Source organism: Streptomyces sp. NPDC104106, from assembly GCF_055584345.1.
On record NZ_JBVJMF010000016.1, the window covers coordinates 33062 to 47944 of the forward strand.

Here is a 14883-nt window from a genome sequence, read left to right on the forward strand (position 1 = left end):
CCGGGCACACTGGGGCGCATGAATGACTGGCCCGAGGGATGGTCCGACGACAACCGCGGACCCGGCTACGGACGCGGCAGTGCCGGCGCGCAGCCGGAGGGCGCCCAGGTGATGCGTCAGGTGCGGCGCGGCCCGGCGGTACCGCCTGGCCGGCGCTCGGCGTACGACGACCGCGGCCCGTCCGCCCCGCCGTACGGAGCCGGTGTCCCGCAGCAGCCGTCGTACACCGACGGCCGGGGACAGGACGGCGGCGCCGGCCACGGTGAGTACGACAGCGGCTACAACACGGGCCAGGTCTACGGCACGCCCGGCGGGCGCGGGCCCGGCGGGCCTGCGGGGGACCCGGGCCGGGGGCCGCGCCCGGCGCCGAACTGGCGGCGGCGGATCAAGTGGACGGCGATCACGCTGGCGACCGTGCTGGTCGTCACCTCGGTCGCGACCTACTTCTGGGCCGACTCCAAGCTGCGCCGCGAGGTCGACCTGTCCAAGGTCATCGACCGGCCGGCGGGCGGCAAGGGAACGAACTACCTGATCGTCGGTTCGGACAGCCGCGAGGGCATGTCCAAGGCGGACGAGCAGAAGCTGCACACCGGCTCCGCCCAGGGCAAGCGCACCGACTCGATGATGATCCTGCACGTCGGCGACAACGGCGACACGCTGATCTCGCTGCCGCGCGACTCGAACGTGACCGTCCCGTCGTACAAGGGCTCGACCTCCGGGAAGGTCTACCCGGCCACGGGCCGGCAGGAGAAGCTGAACGCGACCTACGCCGAGGACGGGCCGACGCTGCTGGTGCGCACGATCGAGGCCAGCACCGGGCTGCGCATCGACCACTACGTGGAGATCGGCTTCGAGGGCTTCGCGAACATCGTCGACGCGGTCGGCGGTGTGACGATGAACATCGACAAGGGCTTCAAGGACAAGTGGTCCGGCGCCGACTTCAAGGCGGGCGAGCAGACGCTGAACGGCGCGCAGGCCCTCGCCTTCGTCCGCACCCGGCACGCCTTCGCGGCCAGCGACCTGCAGCGCACCAAGAACCAGCAGAAGTTCCTTTCGGCGCTGGCCCACCAGGTCGCGACCCCGTCGACGGTCCTGAACCCCTTCAAGTTCTACCCCGTGATGGGCGCGGGCCTGGACTCGCTGATCGTCGACAAGGACATGGGCCTGTGGGACCTGGCCTCGATGTTCTGGGCGATGAAGGGCGTGCAGGGCGGTGCCGGCACGTCCATGAACATGCCGATCTCCGGCTCCACCGCCGGCGGCAACCTCATCTGGGACCAGGCGAAGGTGAAGACCCTGGTGACCGAGTTGAACAACGACCAGAAGGTCACCGTCTCCGGGAACTAGGACCCTTGCCGGACCGGGGTCGAGGGCGCCCGTGCGGGTGCCCTCGACCGTTTCCGGCCGCGAGGGCTCACATGCGGGTGCCCGCCATGGTCCGGCACATCTCGGCGCAGCGGCGACACGCGTCCGCGCACCGCGTCATCTGCGGGTCGTCCGGCATCTGCATACACGCCTCGACGCACATGTCGCACGCCTTGGCGCACATCGCGCACATCTCGGCGGACATCGGCGAGCGGCGCATCATCATGTCGGCGCACATGCGGGTCGTCTCGGAGCAGTCCATGAGCGCGCGCATGATCTGCATCTGGGCCTGACCGCCCATCTGCATGCACGAACTCATGGTCTCCTCGCACATGCTGTGCGCGGTCATGCAGGCGTCGACGCAGTCCTGCATCTGCTGGGTCATCGGCGTCATCGTGGGCTGGGCCATGGCTCCTCCAGGGAGGCGGGGGACCCCGGACGGGCCCCATGTGCTTCCGTCCTACGTCCCTGCGCCCGGCCCCGCATGTGACCGACCGGTCGGCAGGTAGTCCCGGACAGCGGACCGCCATCGGTGTCTCGGACGAGGTCAAAGCAGAGTACGCGGAAGCCGCACGCGCGTCTGCGACGGAGGCGACGGCGTGGCGCCTGCTCAAGCGGATCGGGGTCCACAAGGGCCAGCAGGCCGCCAAGGCTCTGGAAGCCCAGATGTCTGTACTGCGGCTGTTTCGACCCGCGCTCGTTCCGGGCCTGCTCCAGACTCCCGAGATACATCCCAGGGTGCCGTCTGGTTGTCCGCCTCCCACGGTGGAAGCTCGTTGAACGGATCTCCGTACAGCCCGCTACCCGATACAAAGGGGTCAGCCGGCCGTGACGCGCCGTTTTCCGGCGTTGGCTTCTTCCTGGGCTTGCTCGGTTTGGTGTCGGTGACGGTGATGACCTCGCCGGGTGCGGAGGCTGCCAACGTCTCATGATCATCTAGGACCGTCACCGGCGCGGACAGCAACAGGTTCGCGGCCCGACCTCGTTTGCCATGCTGGGTGAAGAATCCGAACCGCGTCAGCGTCTCGCGGCACCGTTTGCCGGGGTGGTCGTTCGTGTTGTAGCCCAGTCGCTGAGCCAGCTCGGTGTCTCCGGTGAACATCTCTCCAGTACGGCCGTTCACGCATCGGAGCTGGGCCAGCGCCCACAACAGATGTTCGCGCTTAAACTCGGGGGCCTCCCGAGCGAGCAGGCCGCCGGGGCCGAACGCTTCGAAGAGGGCACGGCTCCATTCCTCTTTCACGTCGTACGTCGCAGCCAGCATTCGGCGCGGGTAGACGTCCGTCACTCCGCCCCCTGAGCGTCCAGCCAGCGATCCAGGTCCGAAGGGCGGCACCGAAGCGACTTCCCTACCTTGCGGAACGGAATCTGTTCGGCCTTCCAGTTGCCGTACACCCAGGAACGGGTCTTGCTCCGGTAGTTGGCCACGTCGTCAACGGTCATCAATCTCAGTTGCGCCATTCATCCTCCAAGAAACAAGAAAGCCCCCGAAGACCCTCGGGGGCTCAATGCGTATGAAGTGCTAGGTGGTTCAGCCGTGTTGGGCCCCTGATTCAGCCATTTCCTCAAGTATGGCTTTGGCCTTGTCCGTCAACTCTCCACCCGCCTTACCGGCAACTGTGGTCAGGAAGCCGTCCCTTCTGGCCCGCTTCAGGTGATCCTTCACCGTCTCAGGTCGGCGGCCGATGAGCCGGGCCAGCCATGGAATGGGCGCAGGAGCACCAAAATCCGCCATGGCGGTGTACGTGGCTACAAGCAAGGTCAAGTACCGCTCTGAGACGCCTTCGCCCTCCAGGGCGAGCCCCGCCGCCTCTCCCATCTCGTCCAGCTTCCCTGCCACCTCCTCCAACGTCCGCTGGGCTTCGGGAGCCTGCTTGGCCAGCTCCAGGGCTGCGGCTACATCGAGCCTGCGCAGGACAGTGGTCGAGATACCCCGTGCCACCTCACGAGCAGGGGCACCGTCGGCCGGCTCGATGGTGATCCGCTGTGGTCCCCCGTTGACCGGCCCCACGGGCCACCACATGCGGACCACCCAGGCGCCCTGCTGCTGAGTGATCTCGAACCCGCTGTCATCCGCTTCCATATCACTCAAGTTAACACACCCAGGGGGTTCCACCCTGTGTTGACAACCCAGGGTGGTCAATGCGCAGACTTGGAAACGCCGGGGAGTGACCGGCGCGACGGCGGGGCGGGCCCGTACGTCGGCAGCAGCAGGAGGGGGCCGCTTCAGTGGCAAGGGCATGGGTCGCGCGGTCAAAGCACGACCCGAAGAAGTGGACGACGTTCTGGTACGACCCGGACGGCAAGCAGCGACAGAAGACGTTCGAGACCAAGAAGCGGGCTGATGACAGCGCAAGCGCAAGGAGCAGGAACTCGACGCCGGGACCTACCTGGACGACCGCTTGGGCAAGCAGCCCGTGACGGCCGTGTGGGAGCAGTGGACCAATCAAAGGAAGCTGGAGAACAGCACCAAGAAGCAGTACCGGTCCATCCTCAACACGACCATTGAGCCGTTCTTCAAGGCCCGTTCCATCGTGTCCCTGAAGGTCGCAGACGTTGAGCAGTGGCTCTTGTGGCTGGAGCAGGACCGGAAGCTCTCCGCCCGCACACGCCGTCAGCGGTTCTCGTTCTTCTCCGGGATGATGGACTGGGCTGTCGTCAACGAGATCATCGGCCGGAACCCGTGCAAGAAGGTCAAGGGCGCCGGAAGCCGCGCCAAAGAGATCCGGGAGCGGAAGAGCACCGCAAGGCGGCTCACGACGCGGGAAGTTCTGGCGATGCTGGATGCCGCTCCTCCGCGATACCGCGCGATGCTGTGGCTCATGGCCGGGTGCGGCCTGCGGCTGGGTGAGGCCATGGCGGTGTCCCGTGATCAGATCGACTTCAAGGCCGAGACGCTTCGGGTCGACTTCCAGATTGCGGAGGACGCAGACACCGAGTCGGGCAAGAACAGCGCCATCCAGCGTCGGCACATCGAGGCTCGTGACGAAGGCGAGCCAGGGCGTTCCGTCCCCCTCCCGCCGAACGTCGCCTTCGAGCTTCGGCGGCACATCAAGAACCACGGCGTATGGGGGCCGGAGCGGCTTCTCTTCCCCAACGTGACGCGGACCGGCTACCTCTACGCGTCGTACTTCTACCCGAAGACCTGGATGGAGGCTCTGGGCAAGGGACAGGTGAAGTACTGCAAGGCCCACTCACTCCGGCACTACTACGGATCGCGGCTGCTGTACGCCGGAGTCCCCGAGAACGATGTGGCCGACTGGATGGGCCACAGCAGTACGGACGTGCTCAGGGAGCACTACCACTACATCTTCGAAGGGGCCGAGCAGCGCGGCCGGGCCGCCATCGCGACGATGTTGACGCCCGGCGCCGACGACCCGACGGAGGCATCGGAGGTCGCCTGATGCGCGTACGACAACAGCCCCCGGCGCGACGCCGGGGGCTGTGTTGTTTGTGCAGGTCAGTGGCTGTTTTCAGCCCGGCATCTGCCCAGGATTCCCCCAGCATGACGCCCAGGAACGGCCCTGATCGGGCCGCAACGGGCAGAAAGCCGAGGGTGCCCCTCCGGACCTTCGAAACAGCTTCTGACCTGCAAGAACCCTGCTAGGGCAGGTTCCTCGCCATCACGATCCGCTGGACTTGGTTCGTGCCCTCATAAATCTGGGTGATCTTGGCGTCGCGCATCATGCGCTCCACCGGATAGTCCCGCGTGTACCCGTACCCGCCGAGCAGCTGGACGGCGTCCGTGGTGACCTCCATGGCCACGTCCGAGGCGAAGCACTTGGCGGCGGCGCCCAGGTAGGTGAGGTCGGCGTCGCCGCGCTCGGAGGCGGCGGCGGCCTGGTAGGTGAGGGCGCGGGCGGCCGAGATCTTCATCGACATGTCGGCGAGCATGAACTGGATGCCCTGGAAGTCGGCGATCGGCTTGCCGAACTGCTTGCGCTCCTGGACGTAGCCCTTGGCGTAGTCGAAGGCGCCCTGCGCGACACCGAGGGCCTGGGCGGCGATGGTGATGCGGGTGTGGTCGAGGGTCTTCATCGCCGTGGCGAAGCCGGTGCCCTCCTCGCCGATCATGCGGTCGGCGGGGATGCGGACGTTGTCGAAGTACACCTCGCGGGTCGGGGAGCCCTTGATGCCGAGCTTCTTCTCCGGGGCGCCGAAGGAGACGCCCTCGTCGGACTTCTCGACGACGAAGGCGGAGATGCCCTTGGTGCGCTTGCCGGGGTCCGTGACCGCCATGACCGTGTAGTACTCGGAGACGCCCGCGTTGGTGATCCAGCGCTTGACGCCGTTGAGCACCCAGTGGTCGCCGTCACGCACGGCCTTGGTCTTCATGCCGCCCGCGTCCGAGCCCGCGTCCGGCTCGGAGAGGCAGTAGGAGAACATCGCGTCGCCCTTGGCCAGCGGGCCCAGGTACTTCTTCTTCAGCTCCTCGGAGCCGGAGAGGATCACCGGGAGCGAGCCGAGCTTGTTCACCGCGGGGATCAGGGAGGAGGAGACGCAGGCACGGGCGACCTCCTCGATCACGATGACCGTGGCGAGCGCGTCGGCGCCGGAGCCGCCGTACTCCTCGGGGACGTGCACGGCGTGCAGGTCGTTGGCTACGAGGGCGTCGAGGGCCTCCTGCGGGAAGCGGGCCTCCTCGTCGACCGCCGCGGCGTACGGCGCGATCTTCGCCTCGACCAGCGAACGGACGGCGTCCCGGAGCATGTCGTGCTCCTCGGACGGGCGGTACAGGTCGAAGTCAGCCGATCCGGCCACGGTCTCTCACGCTCCAAAGACGCAGTGATACTGACGCTAATTACCGTTAAGTAACTCAAATTTTAGAGGGCCGCCCGCGCCGCGCCTACGTGAGCTACGCGACAGCGGGGAAAGTGCCCGGTGAGGGGCCCGACTATGCTCAGGGGCCGCATCAACGACGTACCCGAGTCCGAGCTGGAGCGACCCCCATGAGCCTGAAGATCACCGTGATCGGGACCGGCTACCTCGGCGCCACGCACGCCGCGGCCATGGCCGAACTCGGCTTCGAGGTGCTCGGTCTCGACGTCGTGCCCGAGAAGATCGCCCTGCTGGAGCGCGGCGAGACCCCGATGTACGAGCCGGGGCTTCAGGATCTGCTGAGGAAGCACGTGGCCGGGTTCCAGGGGGCGACCGGGCGGCTGCGCTTCACCACCGACTGGGCCGAGGTCGGGGACTTCGGCGACGTGCACTTCGTGTGTGTCAACACCCCCCAGCGGCACGGCGAGTACGCGGCCGACATGTCGTACGTCGACTCCGCGATCGCCTCCCTCGCTCCGCATCTGCGCCGGCCGGCGCTGGTCGTCGGCAAGTCGACCGTGCCCGTCGGCACCGCCGCGCGGCTCGCGGCCTACCTGGCCGCGAACGCCCCGGCGGGCGGCGAGGCGGAGCTGGCCTGGAACCCGGAGTTCCTGCGCGAGGGCTTCGCCGTGCAGGACACGCTGCACCCGGACCGGATCGTGGCGGGCGTGCGCGGCGAGCGGGCCGAGAAGCTGCTGCGCGAGGTGTACGCGACCCCGATCGGCGAGGGCACCCCGTTCGTCGTGACGGACTTCCCGACGGCCGAGCTGGTGAAGACGGCCGCGAACTCCTTCCTCGCCACCAAGATCTCCTTCATCAACGCGATGGCGGAGGTGTGCGAGGCCGCGGGCGGTGACGTGGCCAGGCTCGCGGAGGCCATCGGCCACGACGAGCGGATCGGGAAGAAGTTCCTGCGCGCCGGGATCGGCTTCGGCGGCGGGTGCCTGCCGAAGGACATCCGGGCGTTCATGGCGCGCGCGGGCGAGCTGGGCGCGGACCAGGCGCTGACGTTCCTGCGCGAGATCGACTCCATCAACATGCGCCGGCGTGGCCAGATGGTCGAGATGACCCGGGAGGCGCTCGGCGGCGGCTCCTTCCTCGGCAAGCGGATCGCGGTGCTCGGCGCCACCTTCAAGCCCGACTCGGACGACGTCCGCGACTCGCCCGCGCTGAACGTGGCCGGGCAGATCCACCTCCAGGGCGGCCAGGTCACGGTGTACGACCCGAAGGGCATGGACAACGCCCGCAAGGTCTTCCCGACGCTCGGCTACGCCGGCTCGGCGCTGGAGGCGGTGCGGGGCGCCGACGCGGTGCTGCACCTGACCGAGTGGCGCGAGTTCCGCGAGCTGGACCCGGCGGCGCTCGGGGAGGCCGCGGCGGTCCGGCTGATCCTGGACGGCCGCAACGCCCTCGACCCGGACCTGTGGCGCCGGGCGGGCTGGACGTACCGGGCGATGGGCCGCCCGACCGCCTGAGCGCGAACAGCCGGAGGAAGGACGCCGGTTCGGCCGAGGCTCAGTCGGCCGAACCGGCGTCTTTCCGCATTCTGCACCACGTCCCTGTGCGTCAGGGCGTCTTCGCCCGGTAGCGGCGCATCTTCTCGCGCGCCCCGCACACCTGCATCGAGCACCAGCGGCCCCGCCCGGCCGGGCTGCGGTCGTAGTACGCCCAGTGGCAGGTGCCGGCCTCGCAGGCCTTGAGGCGCATCCAGGTGCCCGCCGCGAGCCCCTCGGCGACGGCGGCGGCGACGCGGGCGAGCAGCGGGCCGTCCGGGGCGGGGGCGAGTGCGGCGGAGCCGTCCCGCTCGTCGACGACGACGTAGAGGGGCGCGCGGGAGAGCAGTTCGCCGAGCGGGGTCACCGCGCGGTGGGGCGGGTGTCCGGCGTGCGCGAGCAGCGCGGCCCGCAGCGACTCCCGCAGTTCCCGCGCCTCGTCCAGCCCGGCGCCGGTGATCCCGAGACGCGCGCGGCCCTCGTCGGTCTCCAGCGTGTCGTCGCCGGTCTCCATGTCCAGCGTGTTGACCAGCGACTCGATCAACGCGAGGGATCCGGGCGCGGCCGATCTCTCACTCATGCTTGCGACGTTACCCCTTGTGCGGGAGCATGCAGTAACCGTTACCGGTTACCCGTGCTTACGGGTAACAGCAGGAGGTAGTCATGGCTCTCGCCACGATCGGTGCCGTGGTGCTGGACTGTCCCGATCCGCACGCGCTGGCCGGCTTCTACGCCGCCCTGCTGGGCGGCACGGTGCGGGTGGAGGGGGATCCCGGGGAGGACGGGTGGATCGACCTGGCGGTGCCCGGCGGGCCGGCTCTGGCCTTCCAGCGGGCACCGGGGTTCGTGCCGCCGAAGTGGCCCGCCGCGGACGCCTCGCAGCAGTTCCACCTGGACCTGGTCGTGCCGGACCTGGACGCGGCGGAGAAGGGGGTGCTGGAGCTGGGGGCGCGGCCGCTGGACGCGGAGGACCGGGAGCGGACCTTCCGTGTGTACGCCGACCCCGCGGGGCACCCGTTCTGCCTCTGCGCCGGCTGAAGGCCGCTGCGCCTGCCGAAGGAGGACACCATGGGCTCCGTCGCCCGTCTGCGTTCCGTCGTGCTCGACTGCCCCGACCCGCACGCGCTGGCCGCCTTCTACGCGGCGGTGGCCGGGGGCACCCCGCAGGCCGAGGACGACGACTGGGTCGTCCTGCGGGTGCCGGACGGGCCGCGCCTGGCCTTCCAGCGGGCCGAGGGGCACGCACCGCCCGAGTGGCCGCGCGCGGACCGCAACGGCCAGCAGCTGCACCTCGACTTCGACGCCGGCCCCACCTGGGCGGAGGTCGACGCGGCCCACGAGCGGGTGCTCGCGCTGGGGGCCCGCCCGCTGGACCTGGAGGACCGCGAGACCAAGGACTTCCAGGTGTACGCCGATCCGGCCGGCCATCCCTTCTGCCTGTGCCGGATCGACCACGTCTGACCGGTCGGCGGCGCCCGGCCGGTCCGCCCCCTGCTCTACCGCGCGCCCGGCTCCGTGATCCTCGCGTGGGGTGGCTCGCGGCGGTGCTGGGCGGCGCGGGCCACGAAGTCCGCGCCGCGCAGGGCACGTTGGACGTTGCCCCAGGTCAGCAGGGACACTTCCGTCTCCGACCAGCCGCGGCGCAGGAGTTCGGCGATCAGGTGGGGGTAGCGGGAGGCGTCGGCGAGGTCGCGGGGGTGGACGGCGCCGGAGTCGTACGTGCCGGACAGGCCGACGCACTCCGGGCCCGCCACGTCGCGGACGTGGTCGAGGTGGTCGGCGACGTCCCGGATCGTCGGCCCGGTCTGCTCGGCGGTCAGCGGCACCATGCACAGCCCCTTCGCCCCGCCCAGCGCCGCGAGCAGCGCGTCGGGCAGGTTGGCCGGGTGCGGACGCAGCGCGCGGGCGGCGGAGCGGGTGCACAGCACCGGGGTCCTGGACAGCGCGAGGGCGCGTTCGACGGTGGCGGCGGACGCTCCGGAGACGTCGGCCAGTACGCCGAGGCGGTTCATCTCGCGGACCACCTCCTCGCCGAACCGGGTCAGCCCCCGCTCCCCCGCCCACGCCGTGCCCGCCAGCGTGAGGACGCGCAGGCCGAGGGTGGCGAGGACGCGCAGGATCCCGAGGGAGTCGTCGAGCGCGGCCGCGTGCGCGGGCCCCGGCACGACGGCCACCCGGCCGCGGTTGCGCGCGTCGATGATCTGCCCGGCGGTGCCCACCAGGCGCAGCCCCTCCGGATGGGACTCGATCACCGAGCGCACCTGGTCCAGCTGCTCCAGGGCCGCCGCCGTCGGCCGGTCGCCGGCGACGCCCTCGGGCTGGTGCAGCGACCAGAACAGCACGCCCACGTGCCCCTCGCGCATCCGGGGGACGTCGGTGTCGACGGCCGCCTCGCCCAGCTCCAGGTCGTACCGGGGCAGATGGCGCAGCGCCCAGGGCAGTCCGCTGTAGCCGTCGGCGACCGGGTGCTCGGCCAGCAGGGCGTGGGCCCGCACCAGGAGCGCCCCGAGCGCGTCCTCGCCGAAGGGGTCGTCCGGCAGGCCCTCGTCCGCGCCGACCTCGGAGGTCGGGGGGATGCCGTGCTGGAGGTCGGCCATGGCGGCTCCGTACGTCGTGGGCTACGTCGGTCGTGAGCTTCGTGATCGATGTGGCTGGCGTACCGACACGGTCGCACGGAGGGAACGGGGGCTTCCTGGTGAACGGGGCGTTCGGGGGTACGCCGGTCAGCTGTCGCGGGCTGTGCGGATCACCTCGTCCAGCGTCTCGCGGGAGCGCACCAGGTCGGCGATCAGACCGTCGATGCGCTCGCGCTCGGCGGTGAGGTCCGCCACGAGCCTCGGGGTCGCGATCGCCGAGGGGCCGCCGTCCTGGTCGCGCATGCAGGGCAGCAGCTGCCGGATCTTCTCGCTGTGCAGCCCGGCCGCGTACAGTTCCTGGATCCTGATGACCCGGTCGACGGCCGGCTCGGGGTAGTCGCGGTGGCCGCCGGGGGTGCGCTCGGCGGTGAGGAGCCCCTGGGTCTCGTAGTAGCGCAGCGACCGCTCGCTCACCCCGGTGCGCCGGGCCAGTTCACCGATCCGCATGGTTCGCCTCCCGGCAAGTGGGCTTGAATCTGACATCAGTGTCAGGTTCTACCGTGCCGGCATGACGCAGACAACGGACTCCACGGACTTCCTCGCCCCCGCCCGGCTCGGCCGGCTCGCCCTTCCCAACCACCTCGTGATGGCCCCCCTCACCCGCAACCGCGCGCAGGCGGACGGCACCCCGGGCGACCTGATGGTCACGCACTACGCCCAGCGGGCCTCCGCCGGGCTGATCATCGCCGAGGGGACGACGCCGAACCCGGTCGGGCAGACGTACCCGGACATCACCGCGCTCCACACCGACCGGCACCAGGAGGGCTGGCGGCGGGTCACCGACGCGGTGCGGACGGCCGGCGGGCGGATGTTCCTCCAGCTCCAGCACGGCGGCCGGGTGAGCCACCCGGTGACCACCGGACTGACCCCGGTGGCGCCCTCCGCCGTACCCCTGCCGGAGACGATCTTCACGCACGGCGGGCACCGGGAGGCCGCCGTGCCGAGGGAGATGACGGCGGACGACATCCGCGCCACGATCGCCGACTTCGCCGCCGCCGCGCGCCGGGCCGTCGCCGCCGGCTTCGAGGGCGTGGAGGTGCACTCGGCCAACGGGATGCTGCTGCACCAGTTCCTCGCCGGCAACACCAACCTCCGCACGGACGGCTACGGCGGCTCGATCGGGCGGCGGGTGCGGTTCGCGGCGGAGGTGACCGAGGCGGTGGCCGACGCGGTCGGCGCCGACCGGGTGGGCATCCGGATCTCTCCCGCCTCCACCGTCAACGGCGTCCGCGAGGACGACACCGACGGCCTCTACACGGCACTCCTGGACCGGCTGAAGGGCCTGGACCTCGCCTATCTGCACCTGGTCCGCTCGGACCCGCTGGACGAGCGGTACCGGCGGATCCGCGCCGCCTGGCCCGGCACCCTGATCGGCAACCCGGACCTGGCCGACCTGTCCGCCGACGCCGTCGCCCGGGCCTCCCGGGACATGCTGGCGGCCGGCGCCGACCTGGTCGCGCTCGGCCGGCCGTTCCTCGCCAACCCGGACCTGGTCGAGCGGCTGCGCCGCGGCGCGCCCCTCAACCCGGTCCGGGACCGGTACTTCATGTACGTCGGCGGGGCCGCCGGCTACAACGACTACCCGGCCCTGGACGCTCGGTCCCCGGTGCCGTCCAGCGACTCGATAGTGGCGTGGGAGGGCGCGCGCGTCGCCTGAAGGGACCGGGCCACGTCCTCCGCCGCACCCAGCACCCGCACCGCGTTCTTCCAGGTCAGCTTGGCCAGATCGGCCTTGGACCAGCCGCGGTCCAGCAGTTCGGCGAGGAGGTTCGGGTAGCCGGAGACGTCGTTCAGGCCGTCCGGGGTGAAGGCCGTGCCGTCGTAGTCGCCGCCGATGCCGAGGTGGTCGACGCCGGCCACCTCGCGCATGTGGTCCAGGTGGTCCGCGACCGTGGACACCGTGGCGACGGGGCGCGGGGTGCGCTCCTCGAAGGCCCGGTGGATCTCCATCGCCTTCGGGCTGGTGTCGAGGTGGTGCAGCCCGTGGGCGCGCATGTTCTCGTCGGCGGCCTGCGTCCAGTCGACGGCCGCCTGGAGGACGAACTTCGGCACGAAGGTCACCATCGCCATGCCGCCGTTGGCGGGCAGCCGCTCCAGGACGTCGTCGGGGATGTTGCGGGGGTGGTCGCACACGGCCCGCGCGGAGGAGTGCGAGAAGATCACCGGCGCGGACGTGGTGTCCAGCGCGGCCCGCATCGTCGTGGCCGCCACGTGGGAGAGGTCGACCAGCATGCCGAGGCGGTTCATCTCCCGGACGACCTCGCGGCCGAACGCCGACAGACCGCCGACCCTGGGCTCGTCGGTCGCCGAGTCCGCCCAGTCGTTGTTGTCGTTGTGGGTGAGCGTCATGTAGCGCACGCCCAGCTCGTACAGGCCGCGCAGGGTGCCGAGGGAGTTGTCGATCGAGTGACCGCCCTCGGCGCCCATCAGGGAGGCGATACGGCCCTCCGCGCGCGCCGCCTCCATGTCGGCGGCGGTCCGCGCGGCCCGCAGGTCGGCGGGGTGCCGGGCGATCAACTGCCGTACGCAGTCGATCTGTTCGAGCGTGGCCGGCACCGCCCCGGGCAGGTCCGAGCGCACGTACACCGACCAGTACTGCGCCCCGACCCCGCCCTCGCGCAGGCGCGGGATGTCGGTGTGCAGGTGCTCGTGCTGGTGGACGGCGATGTCGCGGGCGTCGAGGTCGTAGCGGACCTGTTCGCGCAGCGCCCACGGCAGGTCGTTGTGCCCGTCGACGACGGGGAACTCGGCGAGCAGGGACCGTACTTCGTCCAGTGAGGTCATCGGCCGTTACTTCCCGAAGCCGAAGCCGCTCGGCCCCTCGACCTTGGCGCGCAGCCGCTTGCCCTTCTCGGTGGCCTGGTCGTTCAGGTCCTGCTGGAAGTCGCGCATCCGGTGCAGCAGGTCCTCGTCGTGCGCGGCGAGGATGCGGGCCGCGAGGAGGCCGGCGTTGCGGGCACCGGCGACGGAGACGGTGGCGACGGGCACGCCGGCCGGCATCTGCACGATGGACAGCAGCGAGTCCATGCCGTCCAGGTACTTCAGCGGCACCGGCACCCCGATGACCGGCAGCGGGGTGACCGAGGCGAGCATGCCCGGCAGGTGGGCGGCGCCCCCGGCCCCGGCGATGATCACCTTCAGCCCGCGGTCGGCGGCCTGCTCGCCGTACGTGATCATCTCGCGGGGCATGCGGTGCGCGGAGACGACGTCGACCTCGTACGCGATCTCGAACTCGTCCAGCGCCTTGGCGGCGGCCTCCATGACGGGCCAGTCGCTGTCCGACCCCATGACGATGCCAACAACAGGGCTCATTCGGTGATGGTGCCTCTCAGGTAGCCGGCAGCGTGACGGGCGCGCTCCAGCACGTCGTCCAGGTCGTCGCCGTAGGTGTTGACGTGACCGACCTTGCGGCCGGGCTTCACGTCCTTGCCGTACATGTGGATCTTGAGCTTGGGGTCGCGGGCCATGCAGTGCAAGTAGGCGGAGTACATGTCCGGGTAGTCGCCGCCCAGGACGTTGACCATCACGGTCCACTTCGCGCGCGGGCGCGGGTCGCCGAGCGGGAGGTCGAGGACCGCGCGGACGTGGTTGGCGAACTGGCTGGTGATCGCGCCGTCCTGGGTCCAGTGGCCGGAGTTGTGCGGTCGCATCGCCAGCTCGTTGACCAGGATGCGGCCGTCGCGGGTCTGGAACAGCTCGACGGCGAGGTGTCCGACGACGCCGAGTTCCTTGGCGATGGTCAGCGCCATCTCCTCGGCCTTCAGCGCCAGGGCCTCGTCGAGGTCGGGGGCCGGGGCGATGACCGTGTCGCACACGCCGTTGACCTGCCGGGACTCGACCACCGGGTAGGCGACGGCCTGGCCGTGCGGGGAGCGGACGACGTTGGCGGCCAGCTCGCGGACGTAGTCGACCTTCTCCTCGGCGAGGACCGGCACCCCGGCGCGGAACGGCTCCGCGGCCTCCTCGGCGCCGTCCACGACCCACACGCCCTTGCCGTCGTAGCCGCCGCGGACGGTCTTCAGGACGACCGGGAAGCCCTCCCCCTCGGCCGCGAAGGCTGCGACGTCGGCCGGGTCGGAGACGATGCGGTGGCGCGGGCACGGGATGCCGATCGCGTCGAGCTTCGCGCGCATCACGCCCTTGTCCTGGGCGTGCACCAGCGCGTCGGGCCCCGGGCGCACGGGGATGCCGTCCGCCTCCAGAGCCCTGAGGTGCTCGGTGGGTACGTGTTCGTGATCGAAGGTGATCACATCGCACCCCCGCGCGAAGTCACGCAGTGTGTCCAGGTCGCGATAGTCGCCGATGACGACATCGTTCACGACCTGCGCCGCGGAATCCTGAGGGGTGTCACTGAGGAGCTTGAACCTGATGCCCAACGGGATGCCCGCCTCGTGCGTCATACGCGCGAGCTGCCCCCCGCCGACCATGCCGACTACCGGGAACGTCACACCCCTAGCGTATCGGCCGGGCGGCCGTGACCGGATCACGTCCCTCATACGGGCTCTTACCGCCGGCTTCCCGACCTCTTTCCGGACTGTTTCCAGGCTGTGGCCTGGAGCGCAGGCGTCGAC

The 14883-nt window shown here is 70.4% G+C and carries 17 protein-coding genes and 1 pseudogene; 7 read left to right on the plus strand and 11 right to left on the minus strand.

Translation table 11 applies throughout. From position 1 onward, the window contains the following. The first annotated feature begins 18 nt into the window (after positions 1–18). Positions 19–1347 (plus strand): LCP family protein, encoded by a 1329-nt coding sequence (locus tag ACZ60X_RS31140; protein ID WP_469605522.1) that lies wholly within the window; start codon positions 19–21, stop codon positions 1345–1347. Positions 1348–1414: 67 nt separating this feature from the next. On the opposite strand, the gene ACZ60X_RS31145 is transcribed toward ACZ60X_RS31140, so the two are convergent. Further along, on the minus strand, positions 1415–1774 hold the full coding sequence (locus ACZ60X_RS31145; RefSeq protein ID WP_469605525.1) for a four-helix bundle copper-binding protein: 360 nt from the start codon (positions 1772–1774) through the stop codon (positions 1415–1417). A 38-nt stretch (positions 1775–1812) separates the two neighbouring features. On the opposite strand from ACZ60X_RS31145, the pseudogene ACZ60X_RS31150 reads away from it, so the two are divergent. Beyond that, positions 1813–2091 (plus strand): annotated as a pseudogene (locus tag ACZ60X_RS31150) (hypothetical protein); the annotation flags it as partial. On the opposite strand, the gene ACZ60X_RS31155 reads toward ACZ60X_RS31150, so the two are convergent. The 3 genes from ACZ60X_RS31155 to ACZ60X_RS31165 form a co-directional block, all read right to left on the minus strand. Continuing rightward, a complete protein-coding gene (locus ACZ60X_RS31155) occupies positions 1976–2629 on the minus strand; it encodes a hypothetical protein (RefSeq protein WP_469605931.1) in 654 nt (217 codons plus the stop codon). The pseudogene ACZ60X_RS31150 and the gene ACZ60X_RS31155 sit on opposite strands and share 116 nt — an antisense overlap. A 20-nt stretch (positions 2630–2649) precedes the next feature. Next, positions 2650–2826: a helix-turn-helix domain-containing protein gene (locus tag ACZ60X_RS31160; RefSeq protein WP_469605527.1), complete on the minus strand. Its 177-nt coding sequence runs from the start codon at positions 2824–2826 to the stop codon at positions 2650–2652. 70 nt (positions 2827–2896) lie between these two features. Then, positions 2897–3448 (minus strand): hypothetical protein, encoded by a 552-nt coding sequence (locus tag ACZ60X_RS31165; RefSeq protein ID WP_469605529.1) that lies wholly within the window; start codon positions 3446–3448, stop codon positions 2897–2899. 319 nt (positions 3449–3767) lie between these two features. On the opposite strand from ACZ60X_RS31165, the gene ACZ60X_RS31170 reads away from it, so the two are divergent. Continuing rightward, positions 3768–4769: a tyrosine-type recombinase/integrase gene (locus ACZ60X_RS31170; RefSeq protein ID WP_469605532.1), complete on the plus strand. Its 1002-nt coding sequence runs from the start codon at positions 3768–3770 to the stop codon at positions 4767–4769. 199 nt (positions 4770–4968) lie between these two features. On the opposite strand, the gene ACZ60X_RS31175 is transcribed toward ACZ60X_RS31170, so the two are convergent. Continuing rightward, positions 4969–6126 carry an acyl-CoA dehydrogenase gene (locus ACZ60X_RS31175; RefSeq protein ID WP_469605534.1) on the minus strand — a complete coding sequence of 386 codons (1158 nt, stop codon included), beginning with the start codon at positions 6124–6126 and terminating at the stop codon, positions 4969–4971. A 188-nt stretch (positions 6127–6314) separates the two neighbouring features. Between ACZ60X_RS31175 and ACZ60X_RS31180 the strand changes: the two genes are divergently transcribed. Then, entirely contained in the window at positions 6315–7658 is a 1344-nt protein-coding gene (locus ACZ60X_RS31180) for a UDP-glucose dehydrogenase family protein (protein ID WP_469605536.1), read from the plus strand. A gap of 91 nt (positions 7659–7749) precedes the next feature. Here ACZ60X_RS31180 and ACZ60X_RS31185 read toward each other — a convergent pair whose 3' ends face one another. Further along, on the minus strand, positions 7750–8256 hold the full coding sequence (locus ACZ60X_RS31185; protein WP_469605538.1) for a CGNR zinc finger domain-containing protein: 507 nt from the start codon (positions 8254–8256) through the stop codon (positions 7750–7752). 83 nt (positions 8257–8339) lie between these two features. Between ACZ60X_RS31185 and ACZ60X_RS31190 the strand changes: the two genes are divergently transcribed. After that, positions 8340–8714 (plus strand): VOC family protein, encoded by a 375-nt coding sequence (locus ACZ60X_RS31190; RefSeq protein WP_469605541.1) that lies wholly within the window; start codon positions 8340–8342, stop codon positions 8712–8714. A gap of 30 nt (positions 8715–8744) precedes the next feature. After that, positions 8745–9137 carry a VOC family protein gene (locus ACZ60X_RS31195; protein WP_469605544.1) on the plus strand — a complete coding sequence of 131 codons (393 nt, stop codon included), beginning with the start codon at positions 8745–8747 and terminating at the stop codon, positions 9135–9137. A gap of 35 nt (positions 9138–9172) precedes the next feature. On the opposite strand, the gene ACZ60X_RS31200 is transcribed toward ACZ60X_RS31195, so the two are convergent. Both ACZ60X_RS31200 and ACZ60X_RS31205 read right to left on the minus strand, forming a co-directional pair. Then, positions 9173–10273, minus strand: a complete 1101-nt coding sequence (locus ACZ60X_RS31200; RefSeq protein WP_469605547.1) for a dipeptidase — start codon at positions 10271–10273, stop codon at positions 9173–9175. A gap of 126 nt (positions 10274–10399) precedes the next feature. Then, the gene (locus tag ACZ60X_RS31205) at positions 10400–10759 is read right to left on the minus strand and encodes a MerR family transcriptional regulator (RefSeq protein ID WP_469605549.1); all 360 of its coding nucleotides are present in this window, start codon (positions 10757–10759) and stop codon (positions 10400–10402) included. Between the two features lie 61 nt (positions 10760–10820). On the opposite strand from ACZ60X_RS31205, the gene ACZ60X_RS31210 reads away from it, so the two are divergent. Further along, the gene (locus ACZ60X_RS31210) at positions 10821–11969 is read left to right on the plus strand and encodes an alkene reductase (RefSeq protein WP_469605552.1); all 1149 of its coding nucleotides are present in this window, start codon (positions 10821–10823) and stop codon (positions 11967–11969) included. On the opposite strand, the gene ACZ60X_RS31215 is transcribed toward ACZ60X_RS31210, so the two are convergent. Genes ACZ60X_RS31215 through ACZ60X_RS31225 form a run of 3 tightly spaced genes read right to left on the minus strand, consistent with a single transcriptional unit; the run spans position 11891 to position 14760 of the window. Then, a complete protein-coding gene (locus ACZ60X_RS31215; RefSeq protein WP_469605555.1) occupies positions 11891–13096 on the minus strand; it encodes a dipeptidase in 1206 nt (401 codons plus the stop codon). The genes ACZ60X_RS31210 and ACZ60X_RS31215 overlap by 79 nt on opposite strands. A gap of 6 nt (positions 13097–13102) precedes the next feature. Continuing rightward, entirely contained in the window at positions 13103–13624 is a 522-nt protein-coding gene (gene purE / locus ACZ60X_RS31220) for a 5-(carboxyamino)imidazole ribonucleotide mutase (protein ID WP_469605558.1), read from the minus strand. Further along, entirely contained in the window at positions 13621–14760 is a 1140-nt protein-coding gene (locus ACZ60X_RS31225; protein ID WP_469605560.1) for a 5-(carboxyamino)imidazole ribonucleotide synthase, read from the minus strand. The genes purE and ACZ60X_RS31225 overlap by 4 nt, the downstream gene beginning before the upstream one ends. Positions 14761–14883: the final 123 nt, after the last annotated feature.

Bases quoted from the DNA above. Each gene is read 5' to 3' on its own strand.
- ACZ60X_RS31140 (WP_469605522.1), top strand. From the start codon at position 19: ATGAATGACTGGCCCGAGGGATGGTCCGACGACAACCGCGGACCCGGC.
- ACZ60X_RS31145 (WP_469605525.1), bottom strand. From the start codon at position 1,774: ATGGCCCAGCCCACGATGACGCCGATGACCCAGCAGATGCAGGACTGC.
- ACZ60X_RS31155 (WP_469605931.1), bottom strand. From the start codon at position 2,629: ATGCTGGCTGCGACGTACGACGTGAAAGAGGAATGGAGCCGTGCCCTC.
- ACZ60X_RS31160 (WP_469605527.1), bottom strand. From the start codon at position 2,826: ATGGCGCAACTGAGATTGATGACCGTTGACGACGTGGCCAACTACCGG.
- ACZ60X_RS31165 (WP_469605529.1), bottom strand. From the start codon at position 3,448: ATGGAAGCGGATGACAGCGGGTTCGAGATCACTCAGCAGCAGGGCGCC.
- ACZ60X_RS31180 (WP_469605536.1), top strand. From the start codon at position 6,315: ATGAGCCTGAAGATCACCGTGATCGGGACCGGCTACCTCGGCGCCACG.
- ACZ60X_RS31185 (WP_469605538.1), bottom strand. From the start codon at position 8,256: ATGAGTGAGAGATCGGCCGCGCCCGGATCCCTCGCGTTGATCGAGTCG.
- ACZ60X_RS31190 (WP_469605541.1), top strand. From the start codon at position 8,340: ATGGCTCTCGCCACGATCGGTGCCGTGGTGCTGGACTGTCCCGATCCG.
- ACZ60X_RS31195 (WP_469605544.1), top strand. From the start codon at position 8,745: ATGGGCTCCGTCGCCCGTCTGCGTTCCGTCGTGCTCGACTGCCCCGAC.
- ACZ60X_RS31200 (WP_469605547.1), bottom strand. From the start codon at position 10,273: ATGGCCGACCTCCAGCACGGCATCCCCCCGACCTCCGAGGTCGGCGCG.
- ACZ60X_RS31205 (WP_469605549.1), bottom strand. From the start codon at position 10,759: ATGCGGATCGGTGAACTGGCCCGGCGCACCGGGGTGAGCGAGCGGTCG.
- ACZ60X_RS31210 (WP_469605552.1), top strand. From the start codon at position 10,821: ATGACGCAGACAACGGACTCCACGGACTTCCTCGCCCCCGCCCGGCTC.
- ACZ60X_RS31215 (WP_469605555.1), bottom strand. From the start codon at position 13,096: ATGACCTCACTGGACGAAGTACGGTCCCTGCTCGCCGAGTTCCCCGTC.
- purE (WP_469605558.1), bottom strand. From the start codon at position 13,624: ATGAGCCCTGTTGTTGGCATCGTCATGGGGTCGGACAGCGACTGGCCC.